This window comes from Kitasatospora aureofaciens, from assembly GCF_019192735.1.
Classification (GTDB): Bacteria; Actinomycetota; Actinomycetes; order Streptomycetales; family Streptomycetaceae; genus Kitasatospora; species Kitasatospora aureofaciens_A.
The window spans coordinates 19,417-35,884 of record NZ_JAHTKP010000012.1 but is presented as its reverse complement, the minus strand read 5'-3'; the positions used below and the strand labels follow the sequence as shown (position 1 = coordinate 35,884).

Sequence of the window (16,468 nt, the reverse complement as noted above, 5' to 3'; positions counted from 1 at the left end):
CCGGGTAGGACTTCTGGAACCGGCACCATTCCCGCCCGTTTCCCCCGACGTGCGAAGGACCCCCGTCATGCCGCGTCCGTCCGCTGCTCAGTTCTGTCTCGGTACGTTCACCGTCGTCGCCACCACCGTGGTGCTGCTGGCCGTCTCGGGCGCCGCGGGCGTCCTGGAGGTCGCGGTGCTGGTGGGTTTCGCGGTGGCGCTCGGCACGCTGGTGACGTTGCTGTCGCTGTCCGTCTCCGCGCGGTCGGCCCGGCCCGCACAGGTGCCGGCTGCGGCCCCGGCCGGGCACGAGTACGCCCGGCAGCGCTGATCCGCCGCCGGGCGTCACCGCACCGCTCCACCGGTCAGGCCGTGGAGACCACCACGGTCTTCGCGGCCTTGTCGTGGATGCACTGCCGGTAGGGCTTGTCGAAGACGCCGAAGAGCCCGTCGATGAGCCACCAGAGGCCGGCGCAGCAGAGCACGGCGGGGAGGATGTAGACGGCGGCGCGGGTCCAGGCGGCCGGCTGGGTGGGCGAGTTGCCGTCGACGAGCATGGCGACGCGGACCTTCATCGCCTTCTTGCCGAGGGTCTGGCCGTCCCGGCCGAGCATGAGGCCCTCGTAGATGAGGTAGAGGGCGCAGGCGAGCCAGAACGCGCCGGCCGAGCCGGAGCGGTCGCTGAGGCTGGCGAAGGGCAGCACGATGAGCACGGCGACGACCTGGACGAGGAGGTAGTCGATGAGCCGGGCGAGGATCCGGTTGGGCCAGCTGCCGATGGGCGGCATCCCGGGGACGGGGCCCCCGCCAGGGGCGCCGTGTCCGGTGGGGTCGTAGCCGGACGGGCCCTGGCCGTACGGCGGTTGCTGGCCGTACGGGGCCTGGCCGAACGGTCCCTGGCCGTAGGACGGTCCGCCGAAGGTGCCGCCGTATGCGCCGGGGCGGTCCTGGGGGCTGTCGGCGGGCGGTGGGCTCCCGTACGGCTCCGACGGCTTGCCTTCCGGCGTGCCGTCGCCCGGCTGCGGGGACTGCTTGTCGGAGGAGGGCTGGCCGCCCCCCTCCGGCTGGGGGCCTGAGGGGTCGTGGGTACTCATGCCCCCGAGTAGAACATCACACATTCGCCGCGTTTGGGATATTCAGTCCGTTTTGCCCGGCAGGGGCGGAAAGAGGACGGGGCGGGCCGCGGGCCGGCGCTCAGTCCCGGACGACCCGGGTGCGCGCCGCCCGGTCGTGCCAGCCGCGCCGGGCCGGGCGGTCGAGCAGCGGCCAGAGCAGGCCGATCGGCAGGAGGACGGCCAGCAGTCCGACCACCCACCGGAGCAGGGCGCGGCCGAGGCTCAGCCGGGTGCGGGCGGCAGCGCTCGGAGAGGCGGCGACGTCGGCCACCCGGATCTTGGCGAGCCGCTTGCCGAAGGTCTGGCCGGTGCGGGCGGTCGGCAGCACCTCGTAGAGGAGGCTGACGAAGACGAGGATGCCGAGCAGGACCACGATCTTGCCGACCACGACGTCGTCGATCAGCCACACCTGGACCTGACGGCGGGTGAGGGCGCTGGCCATCCGGGCCTGGTCGAGCTTCTGCTGGATGTGGTCGGCCGCCGAGGTGCCGAGCGGGATCGCGGCGGCGGTGGCGACGACGGCCAGGACGGCGGTGTCGACGGCCCGCGCGGCGAGCCGGCGTCCGAGCTCGGCCGGCGCGGCGGGGGCGGGGCGACGGCGGGCGGCGGCTGCCCGGCGCGGCCGTACGGCGGGGGCGGCGGGGGCCGAGGCGGCAGGGACCGGGGCGGCGGGCTCGGCAGGAACGGGCTCAACAGGCTCGGCAGCCTCGGCTCGCTCAGGCACCTCCACCGCAACAGCAGTCGCCGCCCGCACCGCCACCGCCGGGACGGGCCCCGAAGCCGTCACCGACGCGACGCCGACCGCCGCCGCCGCCTCACCAACCGGAGTTAGCTGCTCCTCCGCACGCCCCTCCTCCACCTCGGGCGCCCCCGGAAGCACCCCCCACGAGACCCAACGCGGCGCCACGCCCGTCTCCATCAGGCCCCGCTGCGCCCGCGGATCGACCTGCCACCCGGACGTGTCCGACCCCTCGGCCACCTCGGAAAGCTCGGGCGCCTCCGACACCTCGGGCACACCGGAGACCGGAGGCACGGGCTCTCCCGCCTCCCGGAACACCGGCCCGCCGAGCGCCTCCATCTGCGGCCCGACGACGAACGACGCCCCACCCTCCGTCTGGTCCAGGTACACCGGCCCGGTCTCCCCGGAACCGTTCGCCCTGCCGTCCCCGCCACCGTCGCCACCGTCCGCCGCATCCGTCGGCCCAGGAGCCGGCGCCGGCGGCGGCACGAACCGCGCCCCCGCCCCCACCCCGGCACCCGCCCCGGGCCGCCGGGCCACGAAGCGCGGCGGCTCCAGCACCTCCCCCTCCGCCGGCGCCGGCCGGCTGGTGCCAGGCACCCAGGCCGAGCCGCCCCAGTAGCGGACGAACCCGGGGATCGAGGGGTCGGGGTAGTAGCCCGGCGTGGGTCCGACGGCCGTGTCCGTACCGCCGGCGAAGGGCCGGTCCGTCATGGGGGTCTTCTTTCCTGGCTGGTCCTGGCGGGGCCGCCACGGCACGCCCGCCCGGCGGGCCGGCGGGGCGACCCGGGGCGCGGAGGGCGGCTCTGCGGTCGGTGCGTGCGGGGGCATCACCGGGTGGGCGGAAAGTCGCCGGGCAGTCACAAAGGGTAGTACCTCGGCGGACCCGTCACAGTAAGTTGGCCAATCCCCGGACAGCGGGGGACCGCCCGGGGTAAGGAGCCCACCGCGCGCCGACAGCGGCGACCCCCGGCGCGCAGAGCAGCCCGCGCGCCCGCCTCCCACCGCTCACCACCTCTCGCCGACGTTCCCGGAAGTTTCCGAAGAAATCTCGGAAACACGAGTAAGAGCCGGTACGGACCGCGCTCTCAAAGGTGACAGGGCCCGGAACCGGGCACGAACCGAAGGCAGAGAGGACGACGATCATGGAGCGCCCCGTCGGCGTGGTCGAGCACGAGCTGGAGCTCAACCTGGTGCTCTCCCCCGAGCACAGCGTCCCCGTCCCCGCGCGGCTGTCCTACGGCAGCCACGACCCGTACGCGGTGCACATCACCTTCCACCTGGACACCGGCTCGCCGGTCACCTGGGTGTTCGCCCGCGAGCTGCTGGTCGAGGGCACCTTCCGCCCGTGCGGCCAGGGCGACGTGCGGATCTGGCCGACCCGCTCGGGCCGGCGCAGCGTGCTGTGCCTGGCCCTCAGCTCCCCGGCCGGGGACGCGCTGCTGGAGGCGCCGCTGCCGGCCGTCGCGGCCTGGCTGGAGCGCGCACACCGGCTGGTCCCGCCGGGCAGCGAGCTGGCCGCGCTGGACATGGACGGCTCGCTCGCCGAGCTGCTCGCGTGAGTGGCCGCCGCACGGCACACCCGGACGGCACACGCAGGAGCGGCGCCCCCGCAGACTCAGCGGGCCGCGGGGGCCTGCTGACGCTCGCGCGCGGCGCCGGGACCGCCGTCGCGCTGCCCGGGCAGCCGGACGACCGGCGCGCCGCCGGCCCGCCGCCGGGCCCTTATCCGGATCGCGGCGGCGAGCAGGAAGCAGAGCCCGACCCAGGGGTAGACGGACGTCGGCAGCTGGCGCAGCGGCCCCATGTGCAGGACGGCCGGACCGAGCGGCTTCGCGGCCCACATCGCGAAGGAGAGGAACGCGACCAGCGTGGCCCAGAAGACGGCCCGCCAGCGGACCCTGCGGACGACCGCCGGCCGGGCGTGCTCGACGGAGGCCTCGGCGCCGAGCAGGACGAGCACCGGCACGCACCACACCCAGTGGTGGGTCCAGCTGATCGGGGAGATCAGCACGGCGGTGACGGCGGCGCAGCAGATGCCCCAGGCCTCGGCGCGGGGCAGCCAGTGGTGGCTGCGGGCGGCCCAGGCGGCGACGAAGAGCCCGGCGACGGCGGTGAGGCCGGCCGCGAGGGTGGCGACGGTCCCGGGGTCGGCGGTGTGCAGGAGGCGGGCGAAGGCGCCGCGCAGTGACTGGTTGTCGACGATCTCGGTCTTGCCGACCCGGGAGGAGTCGTAGAGGTACTTGGTCCAGAAGCCCCAGGTGGCGTCGGGCAGCGCGACCAGGCCGATCAGGAAGGTGCCGAGGAAGGTGAGGCCGGCCACGAAGGCGGCCCGGACCCGGCCGGTGATCAGCAGGTAGACGGCGAACAGGCCGGGGGTGAGCTTGAGGCCGGCGGCGATGCCGATCGCCATGCCCTTGCTGCGGCGCGCGTCCGACCTGGTCAGGTCCCAGAGGATGAGGCAGGCGAGCGCGAGGTTGATCTGGCCGTAGCGGAGCGTGGTGAACACGGGTTCGAGCCAGACCCCGCAGCCGGTCACCAGGATCACGCCGATCGGCCGCAGTTCGCGGCGCGGCCAGCCGGCCAGCTTGAAGGACAGGTGGGCGAGCAGCGCGAGCAGCCCGAGGTTGCCGAGAGTGATCGCCACCCGCAGGAACGGGATCCCGAACCAGGTGGTCGGGACGAACAGCATGGCCGCGAACGGGGGGTAGGTCGCGGGCAGCTTCCACTCGGTGACGCGCAGTGCGTAGAGATCGGTGCCGTTGGCGACGGCGGCGCCCTCGGCCCGGTAGACGATCATGTCCACCATCGAGGTGTGGACGAAGTGCCGGACCACGGCGTACACGACCAGCGACAGCAACGCCACGGCCGACGCGGCCAGCAGCGGACGGCGGGGTGCCTCGCGCAGGGCGCGGACGGGTGCGTCGAGCGCGTGCTTCAGCCGGTCCGACAGGGGAGCGGGCGAGGGGTCGGGTGCGGTCCGCACCGGGCTGCGCTCGTCTTGCACCGCTGTCACTGTTCGCTCCGTCCACCGCTCGGCCAACCAGCGACGATACCGGATGTCCGCCACCCCGGCCCGGGAGCGATCGATCACACAGCGTGACGAAAGGTCCCGACCAGCCGTGTTCCGTTGCGGATCGGAGTACGGCCGGCCGGGGCGCGGAGAGGGAACGGGGTCCGAGAGCGTCAGCCGGTGTAGGCGCCGAGTGCCCGGGTGAAGTCCAGCGGCTGCTGGACGATGCTGCTGCACGTGGCGTCGGCGTAGGCCTTGGCACCGCCGTCGCAGGCCTTGTCGCGGGTGCCGGACCACATGGCCAGCCAGGCCAGGTGCTTCGTCGCGGCGAAGTCGGCGAGCTGCTTGGCGTCCGCGACGGTGAAGACCTCGCCGGCGACGTCGTTGACGCCGATCATCGGGGTGACGGCGACCTTGCGCCAGGCGGCCGCGTCGTCCAGCCCGAGCACGCTCTTCACCTGGGCCTGGGTGGCGGTGGCCGCGGCGATCGCGTACGTGCCCATCCGGCCCTGCGGGTTCGGGGCGACGCCGTCGCCGAAGTCCATCGCCATGATGTTGACGGCGCCGATCGCGACGCCGTTGTTCTTGGCGTCGGCGACCAGGTTGACGCCGTCCTGGGTCAGGCCGGAGGGCAGCGCGGGCAGGGTGAAGGAGACGTCGAGGGGCTTGCCCTTGGCGGCGGCGTTCCGCTGGAGCTGGGCGATGGCCTGGGCGCGGCGGGTGTTGGCCGCGGTGTCGGCGATCGCGCCGCCCTCGACGTCGAAGTCGAGCCTGGTCAGGCCGTAGGCGTCGACGGTCTTCTGGTAGGCGGCGGCCAGGTCGGGGGCGGACGAGCAGGCGAGGGCGAGCTCGGTGCCGTTGGCGCCGCCGAAGGAGACCCGGACGTCCCCGCCGACCGCCCGCAGCGCGCCGATCCGGGCGGCCACCGCGTCGGCGGAGAGGTCGCTGACGCCGCCCCACTTCGGGGTGCAGCCGCCGCCGGACACGACAAAGGCGAGGTTGACGTTCTTGACGCCGGTGGCCTTGGCGGTGGCGACCAGGTCGTAGGGCGGGTAGAGCGAGGTGTCGACGTACGGCGCGAAGCCGGCCCCGGCGGCGGCCGGGGGTACGGGCGCACCGGTCGGTGTGGGGGCCGGGGTGGTCGGCTTCGCCGTCGCGGTCGGGCTGGGCTTGGCGGTGGCGGTGGCCGTCGTGGTTGGGGTCGCAGTGGGGGTGGCCGTCGGGCGGCCCGAAGGAGTCGGCGTGCCGGTGGCGGTCGGACGGCCCGACGGCGTGGGCACGGTGCCGTCGCCGCCCCTGCAGGACGCGTTGTTGATCAGGCAGTTGACGGGCTCCGTCTGGGCGGCGCCGGCGCCCTGCGCGACGAAGCCGACCACGACGCTCTTGCCGGGCTCCAGCCGCTTGCTCCACGACTCCGGCCTGACGGTGATGTGCTGCCCGTCGGCGGTGAAGGTGGCGTTCCAGAGCGAGTCGATCCGAGTTCGTTAGCTCGATCGGGTGGCATCCAGTCGGCTGTGGGTAAGGCGGCTGCATGGTCACGTAGTCTCGTGTCGCGATCTGGGACACCGGGTTCGGTGTCGGCGTGCGGGGCCCCTGCTCCACCGGAGTGATGGTTCAGGGCCTCCCCGTCGCCTCTGGCCGCGTCCATGTGGCCAGGTCGTGAGGGAACCGGCCTCCCGGGACGGACCACGCACGGGATGCGTGTCGCCCAGCGGGGTTGAGTACGCCGGGGACCAGTGCGCCCAAGACCGTTCGGGGCGTGCGGCTCATCGGGAACCACTCCTGATCAGTCCAAAGGAACGGTAGAACTCCCTTAGGACGCGGTTAAGGGAGACCCCGCCGCGGAGCCGAACTCCCTGCCCCTGCGTTCATTTCTGGAACAGCACGCCCCGGTTGCGGCGCCGGCCCACGCGCGGCACCCCGCCGTCGGGGCGGGTCAGGAGGCGGAGGCGGAGCTCGGCGCCGCCGAGGACGGCGGAGCGGCCGAGCGCGAGGTCGCCGCCGGTCGCCTCGGCGAGCTTGCGGACGATGTCCAGGCCGAGGCCGGTGGAGCCCTCGCCGCCGTGGCCCTCGCCGCGCTTGAGGGCGGCGGCCGGGTCGCTGAAGCCCGGTCCGGCGTCGCCGACCAGCACGATCACCGAGCTGTCGGTGGCCAGCACGTCGACCGAGAAGGCGGTGCCGACGGCGGTGTGCCGGAACACGTTGCCGAGCAGCGCGTCCACGGCCGCGGCCAGGTCGCCGCGCTGGACCGGGACGGGCGCGGCCCGGTCGGCCCCGGCCAGCTGCCAGCGGCGGCCCTCGTCCTCGGCCAGCGCGGACCAGAAGCCGACCCGCTCCCGGATCAGCTCGGCGGCGTCGCAGCCGACGGCGACGGCGAGCGCGTCCTCGGGCGCGCGGCGGGCGGAGCGGATGATCTGGTCGACCTCGCGCTCCAGTTGGGAGACGGCGTGCCGGGTGGCGTCGGCCGCATCGCCCTCGCCGAGCGAGGCGGCGTTGAGCCGCAGCACGGTCAGCGGGGTGCGCAGCCGGTGCGACAGGTCGGCGGCCAGTTCCCGTTCGGCGGCGAGGAGTTGGACCACCCGGTCGGCCATGGTGTTGAACGCGTGGGCGGCCTCGCGCAGTTCCTCGGGGCTGCCGGAGGCCGTCCGCCCGTCGACCGGCACGCGGACGGCGAGGTTGCCGGCGCCGAGCGAGCGGGCGGCGGAGGCGAGCCGGCGGGCCGAGGCGACGATCCGGGCGCCCATCCGGTCGGCGACCAGCACCGAGATGGCGACCAGCGCGAGCGCGACCGCGGAGAGCACCAGCCAGGCGGTGGAGACGCCCCGGGTGAGGTCGCCGTCGGCCACGAACACCTCGACGACGGCGGTCCGGCCGGTGTCCACCGCGACCGGCTGGAGCAGCGCGTACCCGCCGGGCACCTCGACGGTGAAGGAGCGGCCCTGCCCGCCGGCGGTGGAGACGTCGGCGGCGGCCGCCCGGGCCTCGCCGATGGTGGGCCCACCAGGCCCATCAGGCCCACCAGGCCCACCGAGTCCGCCGGGCCCACCAGGCCCGCCCGCCCCGGGCGCACTCGCTGGCGCCGCCGGCGCCGGCAGGTGGACCGCCATCCGGTTCTGCGCGCCCGCATCGGTGCTGGCCAGGGCGCGGTTGATGGCGTCCTGGTCGGTGGTGATGGCGAGGGCGGGCCCGAGCGCGGCGGCCTGCCGCTCTGCGGCAGTGAACGCCCGGTCCCGGGCGGTCTGCTGGACCATCAGGCCGAGCGGGATGAGGAAGGCCAGCGCGACCATGGTGGTCCCGGCGACGGCGGCCTTGATCAGAGCCCAGCGCAGCGAGTGCCCGAACCGCCTCATGTCCGGTGCTCCGCCGGGCCCCCGGCAGCCTCCAGCCGGACCCCGACGCCGCGCACGGTGTGCAGGTAGCGGGGGCTGGAGGCGGTCTCGCCGAGTTTGCGGCGCAGCCAGGAGAGATGGACGTCGATGGTCTGGTCGCCGCCGTAGGTCTGCTGCCAGACCTCGGCGAGGATCTCCTTGCGCGGCACCACCACGCCGGGCCGGGCGGCGAGGAAGGCCAGCAGGTCGAACTCGCGGCGGGTGAGGTCGAGCAGCCGCCCGTCCAGGACGGCCTCGCGGCGCTGGAGGTCGATGGCCAGTCCGCCGACCCGGAGCACCTGGGCGACGGGGGCGGCGCCGCCGCCGAGCCGGCGCAGGACGGCGGCCATCCGGGCGCTGAGGTGCTCCCCGGAGAAAGGTTTCACCAGATAGTCGTCGGCCCCGTCGTTGAGCAGCCGGACGATCTCGGCCTCGTCGTCCCGGGCGGTGGAGACGATCACCGGCACGTTGGTCAGCCCTCTGATCATCTTGAGCGCCTCGCTGCCGTCCAGGTCGGGCAGGCCCAGGTCGAGGATCACCAGGTCGCAGCCGACCTGGGCGACCTCCCGCAGCGCCTCCAGGGCCGTGCCCACACTGCGGACGGCGTGACCGGTGCCGGTCAGGTGCCGGATGAGCGCGGACCGTACGAAGGGGTCGTCCTCGACCACGAGCACTGTTGCCATGGCCCTGCACGGTACGCCATCGGCACCCAGTGGTCTGTACCTCGGGGGTGGGTCCGGGCATGGTGCAACTCCCCTGACCGACAACGGGGGTGCCGGTCTGCCGCGGTCCGGAATACGGCAGGATGTGCGCACGATGCGGAACGGACTGGTGCAGCTCGGCGCCTGGGCGGCGGCCACCGGGGCGGCGGTGGCGCTGTCCTGGTTCGGCGTGCACGCGGTGCTGACCGGCGCCGCGTTCGAGCAGCCCAAGGCGCTGCCGCTGCCCTCCCCGGCCACCGACGCCCCGCGCACGCCGACCGCCACCCCGGACCAGGAGCGCTCCGCACCCCAGGCCGAGACGCCCGCCCAGCCCGTCTCCCCGTCCGCCGCCGCCTCCCACGGGCCGGCCCCCACCGCCACCCCGTCGGCCTCCCGCCGCCCGGCGCCCGCCACCACCACTACGACGTCCACGGTGAAGAGCTACCCGGTGCCCGGCGGCCGGGTCGCCCTGGACATCCGCCCGGACAAGGCCTCGCTGGTCTCCGCCACCCCGGACCCGGGCTGGCAGATGCAGGTGTGGAACGGCGACCAGTGGATGCGGGTGGACTTCACCAAGGACACCCAGGCCAACTCGGTGTTCGTCTACTGGAACGGCCACCCGCCGATCGTCGAGACCGCCGTCCGCTGAGCCGCCCTCACCACTGCCACCCTCACCTCCACCGCCCTCACCACTGCCGCCCTCACCACTGCCGCTCGAACGGCACGAACCCCGGCAGGTACGGCCCGGCGTAGCGCGAGCGGTCCACCAGCGTGTGCCTGGTCCCGCCGGGCACCCGGATCGCGGCGAGCACCACTGCGCCGTACCGGTCCCGCACCTCGTACGGCTCGGTCAGCGAGGCCGCGCCCCGGTCCACCGCGTAGTCGTACGCGTAGTACACGTCCGGCACGGCCACCGCGAGGTCCAGCACCCCGTCCCCGTGCCGGGCCAGGTGCGCCGCCAGCTCCCGCCCGCGCGGGCCGATCACCTGGACCAGCGAGGTCAGCACGAACCGGGTGCCGGGCGCGTTCAGCACGTACGAGACCGTCTCCGGCTCGCCGGTCTCCGGCCCGGCGTACGCGGTACAGCGCAGGCCGAGCGCCCCCATGTAGCGGCGGGCCGCCCGCTCGGCGTCGCCGACCACGAAGACCACCGCGTCGGCACGGCCCATCGGGACGAGTTCGGGCTCCTCCCGGCCCGCGGCGAGCAGGACGGGTTCGGCGGCGGTGTCGGTCATGACGGCCCTCCCGGTAGGCGTACGAGACCACGGTGTGCGCCCCACCCGCCGGTGTGGGGCCCGGCGCACGGGGTTGTGGCTGGAGGGTGACGCCGGGCCGACCGACGCGCAACTGTTCCGTTTCATCCTGGTCAAGCTGTGCGCCGGGGCGGGAGAATCGATGGCACCGCTGTACAGAATGCCCACCGGAGGACGGAGCCGCGATGCCCCCCGCCCACTCCCCGAGCTCCCCCGGCTCGCCCAACCCCCCTACGCCGCAAGGGGCTTCCGGCACCGCCACGGCGCCCGCGGGGAACGACGCGATCGACGCGCTGGACGGCCGGCTGATCCGGCTGCTCGCCGAGGAGCCCCGGATCGGCGTGCTGGAGTGCTCGCGCCGCCTCCAGGTCGCCCGGGGCACCGTGCAGGCCCGGCTGGACCGGCTGCAGGCCAAGGGCGTGATCGGCGGCTTCGGCCCGGAGGTGGACCCGGCCGCGCTGGGCTACCCGGTGACGGCCTTCGCCACCCTGGAGATCTCCCAGGGCCAGGGCGCGGACGTCCGGGCCCACCTGGCGAGCGTGCCGGAGGTGCTGGAGCTGCACACGATCACCGGGGCCGGGGACATGATGGTGCGGATCGTGGCCCGCTCCAACGCCGATCTGCAGCGGGTGATCGACCGGGTGGTGGGCTTCGACGGGATCGTCCGCTCGTCGACGGCGATCGCCCTGGAGAACCCGGTGCCGTACCGCATCCTGCCGCTGGTGGACCAGGCCGCCGCCGAATAGACGGGGAGCCACCGCCAAGCAGCTCGCCCGGGACACCGGCCTCGCCCTGGGCACCGCCCCCGGTCCCGGTCAGCAGGCCGGAACGCTGCCGCCGCTCTTCAGCGCCTCCAGCGCCGAGACCGCGTCGCCGAGCGTGTCGACCGGCACCAGCCGCAGCGTCGCGGGCTTGTTCACCTTGGCGTCCGTGCACTCGTCCCTGGGCACCAGGAACACCGTCGCGCCGTCCCGGGCGGCCGCCTGCGTCTTCAGCGGAACGCCGCCCACCGCGCCGATGGCGCCCTCGTCGTCGATGGTGCCGGTGCCCGCGATCTTCAGCCCGCCGGTGAGGTCGCCGCCCTTGCCGTCGCCGGCGAGCTTGTCGACGATGCCCAGCGCCAGCATCTGGCCCGCGCTCGGGCCACCCACGTCCCCGAGGTCGACCGTCACCTTCACCTGGGCCGGCGAAAGGTGGAGGTAACCGAGCGCGGCCGTGGTCGCGCTGTTCTGCGACTCGGCCATCTGCTGCGCGGTCACCTCCTCGGCCTTGGCCGGGTTGCTCTGCGGGTACACCGACTCGGTCGGGCGCACCGCCACCTTGGGGTCGAACCAGGCCTCCAGGGAGCGCCAGAAGGTGGTCCGCTCCCCCGGGTTGGTGGCTGAGATGGTGACCATCCGCAGCTCGCCCTCGGTGGTGCGCAGCGGCGCCCCGGTGATGGTGAGGACCGGCTTGTCGTGGTAGCTGCCGAGGGTGTCCGCGGTCAGGCCGGGCCAGGTCAGCGTGTACGGCAGCGGGACGAACCCGGCCACGGCGAACAGCGCGGCGACCAGCGCCCCGCAGAGCGCGAGCGCGCGGGTCCGCGGGGAGGTCAGGGCCTTGGGCAGCTTGGTGTCGGACACAGGGGAATCCAAACACACCGGACGTCCGGCGCGGGCACTACCGCAGGGCGTCGGCCACCTCGGTCGCCGCCTCCACCACCCGGGGGCCGACCCGCTCGGGCACCAGCCCGTTCAGCATCACCACGCCGACGCTGCCCTCGATGCCGCTCAGCCCGAGCAGCGCGGCGGCGGCGCCGCACGCCCCGGACTGCTCCTCCGCGCGGGTGATGACGAAGCCCTGTTCGGGCCGCCGCTGGCTCGGGAAGGTGCGCGCCTCCAGGATCGCCCGGCCGGCGGCGCTCTCGGTGAGCGGGTGGCGCAGCCCGGTGCGGTAGGCGACGTGGAAGTCGGTCCAGCTCGGTTCGACCACGGCGACGGCGAGCGCCTCGTTGCCGTCGACCAGGGTGAGGTGGGCGGTGGCGCCGAGGTCCTCGGCCAGGCTGCGCAGGGCGGGCAGGGCGGCCTCGCGCAGCAGCGGGTGCACCCGGTGGGCCAGCCGCAGCACGCCCAGGCCCACCCGGGCCCGGCCGCCGATGTCGCGGCGGACCAGCCCGTGCTGTTCCAGGGTGGCCAGCAGCCGGTAGACGACGGTCCGGTTCACGGCCAGCCGGGCGGCCAGTTCGGTGACGGTGAGCCCGCGCTCGGAGTCGGCGAGGAGTTTGAGCACCCGGACACCACGGTCCAGGGTCTGGGAGGTCTCGGCTGTCACGACGGGCATTCCTTTCCGCGGCGCTCGCGGACCGGGCGGCGCCGGTCCGGTGTCGGTGTCGCGCGCAGGTGGGGGTGGCCGCGCTCGGGTCGCGCAGTGTCGTCCTTGACGCCGGTGCGGTCCCTGCGGCGCCCGTCTCTCGGGGGTTACCCGGCGGAAGAGCGTGTGGGAAAGGTAGTGAAGGAATTGTCGCGGCGGAAGTGGTTGTCCAAAATTCGGGCGTGATCGAGGGAACGGGCGAGAGCGAATCGGGGCAAATCCCCACGTTCCACCCGGACTGTGCGGCCATAAGTTCGAACACGGTCCGAAGTCCGGACACGTCGGCCCAGAGGGGGGGCACACCACCGCCGGTACTCACCGGATGCCGGGGCTCACCAGATGTTGCGCAGCACCGTCCAGGCCACCGCGGTGCCGAGCACCGCCGCCGTGCCGCGCCGCCCGAGCGGCGGGCGCCAGCTCCGCCCGGCCAGGCCCTCGCGCAGCCACGTCACGTACATCAGCGCGACCAGCGGCAGCGAGATCAGCAGCAGCGCGTTGTCGTGGAAGGCCGCCGCCAGGTCGCCGTGCAGCAGGTCGTACGCCATCCGGGTGCCGCCGCAGCCGGGGCACTGCAGCCCGGTGATCCGCCGCCAGGGGCAGAACGGCAGCGCCTGCCCGGTCAGGTGGGGGTTGCGCGACCACAGGTACGCCGAGCCGGCCAGGCCGCCGGCGAGCACCGCCAGCGGCGGGACGGCGGCGCGCATCCGGGAGGACGGGCGCAGCCGCTCGGGTACGGGCACGGCGAAGCCGCCCCGGCCGGAGCCGGGGCGGCGTGCCGCGCGTGGCGTGCGCAAGGTCAGCCGCGCAGCAGACGGCCCTGGGCGTCCGTGCGGTCGTTGCTGACCAGGAACATGATGCCGTCGATCAGGGCCCAGAAGCCGAGACCACCGCAGGTCAGAAGCTGGGCGATGCCCATGCCGATGTGGCCGGTGTAGAAGCGGCCGACGCCGAACCCGCCGAGGAACAGCTGCAGGATGCCCGCGACGATCTTCGACTTGTCCGACAGCTCGGGCTGGCCGGGGTACTGCTGACCCGGGTACGGCTGGCCGGCGTAAGGGGGGTACGACACGTTCGCTGTGCTCCTTGTGTGACAGGTCCGGCGGCGGCGACGGTCGGTCGCCGGCCGGTGGTGAGGTCGCCTGCCGTTCCACCGATGCTGGTGGCCGACCCGGGCGGGTCGGTTCGCAGCACGGACGGTCCGGTGGCGGCGCGGCACGCGGAACACTAGCGGATGATCACACTTGTCGTCTCGACAATTCCACGACGTATACCGGAATGTCATAACGCGTTACCGCGCCCCGGATTCTCCCCAACCGACCGGAAGAATCCACTGACGTACCGTTACTTCGCCCATTCCCGGATTCGGGCGATCCGCGCCTTCAGCTGATTCGCGGTCGCCTGCGCGGTGAGCGGACCGCCGCACTCCCGGCGCAACTCGTTGTGAATGGTGCCGTGCGGCTGGCTGGTGCGGTGGTGCCACGCTGCGACCAGCGCGTTCAACTCCTTGCGCAGCTCGCGCAGTTCCTGGTGGGTGACGACCGGCCGCTGCTCGGCCGGCAGCTCCAGCAGGTCGGCCTCCTCGGCGGGCTTGCCCTTGCTCCGCTGGATCTGCCGGTGCTGGCGCTTCTGCAGCAGCATCTGCACCTGATCCGGCTCCAGCAGACCCGGGATGCCGAGGTAGTCCTCCTCCTCCTCGCTCCCCGGGTGGGCCTGCATGCCGAACTCCATGGCGTTGTACAGCACCCGGTCGAAGACCGCGTCGGAGCCGATGGCCTCGTACGAGAACTCCTCGCCGCCCGCGCCGTCCGGCCCGTCGTTGGCCCGCTCGGCCTCGGCGAGCAGCCGGTCCTCCTCGTCGAAGAGGCCCTCGCCCTCCTTCTTCGGCCGGTCCAGCACGTGGTCGCGCTGGACCTCCATCTCGTTGGCGAAGCCCAGCAGCATCGGGATGGTCGGCAGGAACACGGAGGCCGTCTCGCCGCGCTTGCGGGCACGCACGAAGCGGCCGACGGCCTGGGCGAAGAACAGCGGGGTGGAGATCGAGGTCGCGTACACGCCGACGCACAGCCGCGGCACGTCGACGCCCTCGGACACCATCCGGACCGCGACCATCCAGCGGGAGTCGCCCGCCGCGTAGTCGGAGATGCGCTTGGACGCCTCGGTCTCGTCCGAGAGCACCACGGTCGCCTTCTCGCCGGTGATCTCGCGGAGCATCTTGGCGTAGGACCGCGCGGTGTTCTGGTCGGTGGCGATGACCAGCCCGCCGGCGTCCGGGATGGCCTTGCGGACCTCGGTCAGCCGCCGGTCGGCGGCCTGCAGCACGGCCGGGATCCACTCGCCCTGCGGGGCCAGCGCGGTGCGCCAGGCCTGGGCGATCAGGTCCTTGGTCATCGGCTCACCGAGCCGGGCCTCCAGCTCGTCGCCGGACTTGGTGCGCCAGCGCATGTTGCCGCTGTAGCTGAGGAAGATCACCGGGCGGACGACGTGGTCGGCGAGCGCGTGCCCGTAGCCGTAGGTGTAGTCGGCGACGGACTTGCGGATGCCGTCGCCGCCCGCCTCGTACTGGACGAACGGGATCGGGTTGGTGTCCGAGCGGAACGGCGTCCCGGTCAGCGCCAGCCGGCGGGTGGCCGGCTCGAAGGCCTCGAAGCAGGCCTCGCCCCAGGACTTCGAGTCACCGGCGTGGTGGATCTCGTCCATGATCACGAGGGTCTTGCGCGCCTCGGTCCGGTTTCGGTGCAGCATCGGGTTGACCCCGACGCCCGCGTAGGTGACCACGATGCCGTGGTAGTCGCGGGAGAGCGGGCCCGACGAGTACGCCGGGTCGAGCCTGATGCCTATGCGCGCGGCGGCCTCGGCCCACTGCTTCTTCAGGTGCTCGGTCGGCGCGACGACGGTCACCTGCTGCACCAGGTGGTTGTGCAGCAGGTACGAGGCCAGGGTCAGCGCGAAGGTGGTCTTCCCTGCGCCCGGGGTGGCGACCGCGAGGAAGTCGCGCGGCTGCGTCTCGATGTACCTGTCCAGCGCACCCTGCTGCCAGGCCCGGAGCTTGCCCGCGGTACCCCAGGGGGCACGGCCGGGGAAGGCCGGCGAGAGGTGGTGCGAAGAGGTGGGCCCGGCGTGGCCGGTGGGACCGGCGGCCCGGACGGACGCATGCGGCTCGGGCACGTCGGAGAAGAGCGGCATCGAGGAGGCGGCGGCGGTACTCACGGGCTCCGAAGGGGATCATCGCAGGTCAGAGGCGGTTTTGCGGCCCCGTCCCGCAGTCGGGCGGCGATCGGACAACCCGCCCAGCCTACCGGCCCGGCGCCGCTCGGACGCTCCGACCCGACCCTGCGCGGGGCTCCGGCGGCCGGAAATCGATGTGGCGCAGGTCACGGCGAATGCCCGCGGAAACCGGGTAAGCGAAGCCTCCCCCGCCACTCTCACTGGTGTGAGGCCGTCCCAACCCTCACAGCCGTTCACCGGCCTCACACCGACCCGAAGGGACCCGCCGTGCACACCGTCGTCGAAGAGACCGTCCAGGCCCGCCTGATCCTCTCCCTCCACCGCTCCGTCCGCCTGCGGGTCACCCTGACCTACCGCCCGGAGGACCCGCTCGCCGTCCGGATGGGCTTCCCCGCCGAGTTCTCCCTCGACGAGCCCGCCGACGACCCGGGCCGGGACGGGGAGGCCGCCGACGACATCGTCTGGGTCTTCGCCCGCCGGCTGCTCTCGGCCGGCCTGGAGCTGCCCGCCGGCCTCGGCGACGTCCACGTCCGGCCCGCGGTCGGCCGGCGCACCATGGTCGAGCTGCGGGCCCCCGAGGGCACCGCGCTGCTCCAGTTCGACACCACCGACCTGCGCCGCTTCCTGTGGCGCAGCCGGCTGCTGGTGTCCGAGGGCGAGGAGCACCTGCACCTGGACGCCGACCGCGCGCTCGCCGAGCTGCTCGGCTGACCGGCGGCCCGGCGT

At 73.9% G+C, this 16,468-nt stretch carries 16 protein-coding genes and 1 pseudogene; 5 read left to right on the top strand and 12 right to left on the bottom strand.

The features are described 5' to 3' along the window. Nucleotides 1-67 precede the first annotated feature (67 nt). Complete coding sequence (locus KV557_RS14940; protein WP_218200392.1) at nt 68-310, top strand: hypothetical protein; 243 nt, start codon at nt 68-70, stop codon at nt 308-310. Between the two features lie 34 nt (nt 311-344). Here the strand turns inward: KV557_RS14940 and KV557_RS14935 are convergent, their stop codons facing one another. Then, nucleotides 345-1,073, bottom strand: a complete 729-nt coding sequence (locus KV557_RS14935; protein ID WP_218200391.1) for an RDD family protein — start codon at nt 1,071-1,073, stop codon at nt 345-347. Between the two features lie 100 nt (nt 1,074-1,173). Further along, the gene (locus KV557_RS14930; RefSeq protein WP_218200390.1) at nt 1,174-2,547 is read right to left on the bottom strand and encodes an RDD family protein; all 1,374 of its coding nucleotides are present in this window, start codon (nt 2,545-2,547) and stop codon (nt 1,174-1,176) included. Nucleotides 2,548-2,978: 431 nt separating this feature from the next. Here KV557_RS14930 and KV557_RS14925 point away from each other — a divergent pair, with 431 nt between their 5' ends. After that, nucleotides 2,979-3,395 carry an SsgA family sporulation/cell division regulator gene (locus KV557_RS14925; RefSeq protein WP_218200389.1) on the top strand — a complete coding sequence of 139 codons (417 nt, stop codon included), beginning with the start codon at nt 2,979-2,981 and terminating at the stop codon, nt 3,393-3,395. Nucleotides 3,396-3,451: 56 nt separating this feature from the next. Here the strand turns inward: KV557_RS14925 and KV557_RS14920 are convergent, their stop codons facing one another. The 4 genes and pseudogenes from KV557_RS14920 to KV557_RS14905 form a co-directional block, all read right to left on the bottom strand. After that, nucleotides 3,452-4,849 (bottom strand): glycosyltransferase 87 family protein, encoded by a 1,398-nt coding sequence (locus tag KV557_RS14920; RefSeq protein WP_218200388.1) that lies wholly within the window; start codon nt 4,847-4,849, stop codon nt 3,452-3,454. Between the two features lie 170 nt (nt 4,850-5,019). Then, nucleotides 5,020-6,327 (bottom strand): annotated as a pseudogene (locus tag KV557_RS14915) (glycoside hydrolase family 18 protein); the annotation flags it as partial. Nucleotides 6,328-6,714: 387 nt separating this feature from the next. After that, nucleotides 6,715-8,196, bottom strand: a complete 1,482-nt coding sequence (locus KV557_RS14910; protein WP_256177444.1) for a sensor histidine kinase — start codon at nt 8,194-8,196, stop codon at nt 6,715-6,717. Continuing rightward, on the bottom strand, nt 8,193-8,897 hold the full coding sequence (locus KV557_RS14905) for a response regulator transcription factor (protein WP_218200387.1): 705 nt from the start codon (nt 8,895-8,897) through the stop codon (nt 8,193-8,195). The genes KV557_RS14910 and KV557_RS14905 overlap by 4 nt, the downstream gene beginning before the upstream one ends. Nucleotides 8,898-9,030: 133 nt before the next feature. Here KV557_RS14905 and KV557_RS14900 point away from each other — a divergent pair, with 133 nt between their 5' ends. After that, nucleotides 9,031-9,564, top strand: a complete 534-nt coding sequence (locus tag KV557_RS14900; protein WP_218200386.1) for a hypothetical protein — start codon at nt 9,031-9,033, stop codon at nt 9,562-9,564. A 52-nt stretch (nt 9,565-9,616) separates the two neighbouring features. Here KV557_RS14900 and KV557_RS14895 read toward each other — a convergent pair whose 3' ends face one another. Beyond that, complete coding sequence (locus KV557_RS14895; protein WP_256177429.1) at nt 9,617-10,150, bottom strand: VOC family protein; 534 nt, start codon at nt 10,148-10,150, stop codon at nt 9,617-9,619. A gap of 203 nt (nt 10,151-10,353) precedes the next feature. Between KV557_RS14895 and KV557_RS14890 the strand changes: the two genes are divergently transcribed. Then, a complete protein-coding gene (locus tag KV557_RS14890) occupies nt 10,354-10,914 on the top strand; it encodes an Lrp/AsnC family transcriptional regulator (protein WP_256177428.1) in 561 nt (186 codons plus the stop codon). A gap of 69 nt (nt 10,915-10,983) precedes the next feature. On the opposite strand, the gene KV557_RS14885 is transcribed toward KV557_RS14890, so the two are convergent. The 5 genes from KV557_RS14885 to KV557_RS14865 form a co-directional block, all read right to left on the bottom strand. Then, on the bottom strand, nt 10,984-11,790 hold the full coding sequence (locus tag KV557_RS14885; RefSeq protein WP_308129900.1) for a S16 family serine protease: 807 nt from the start codon (nt 11,788-11,790) through the stop codon (nt 10,984-10,986). Between the two features lie 37 nt (nt 11,791-11,827). Beyond that, entirely contained in the window at nt 11,828-12,478 is a 651-nt protein-coding gene (locus KV557_RS14880; RefSeq protein ID WP_218200385.1) for an IclR family transcriptional regulator, read from the bottom strand. 371 nt (nt 12,479-12,849) lie between these two features. After that, nucleotides 12,850-13,311, bottom strand: a complete 462-nt coding sequence (locus tag KV557_RS14875) for a DUF2752 domain-containing protein (RefSeq protein WP_374106630.1) — start codon at nt 13,309-13,311, stop codon at nt 12,850-12,852. A 2-nt stretch (nt 13,312-13,313) separates the two neighbouring features. Continuing rightward, a complete protein-coding gene (locus KV557_RS14870) occupies nt 13,314-13,586 on the bottom strand; it encodes a TM2 domain-containing protein (protein ID WP_218200384.1) in 273 nt (90 codons plus the stop codon). Nucleotides 13,587-13,858: 272 nt separating this feature from the next. Further along, on the bottom strand, nt 13,859-15,700 hold the full coding sequence (locus KV557_RS14865; protein ID WP_256177443.1) for a DEAD/DEAH box helicase: 1,842 nt from the start codon (nt 15,698-15,700) through the stop codon (nt 13,859-13,861). Between the two features lie 309 nt (nt 15,701-16,009). Between KV557_RS14865 and KV557_RS14860 the strand changes: the two genes are divergently transcribed. After that, on the top strand, nt 16,010-16,453 hold the full coding sequence (locus KV557_RS14860; protein ID WP_218200383.1) for an SsgA family sporulation/cell division regulator: 444 nt from the start codon (nt 16,010-16,012) through the stop codon (nt 16,451-16,453). Nucleotides 16,454-16,468 lie beyond the last annotated feature (15 nt).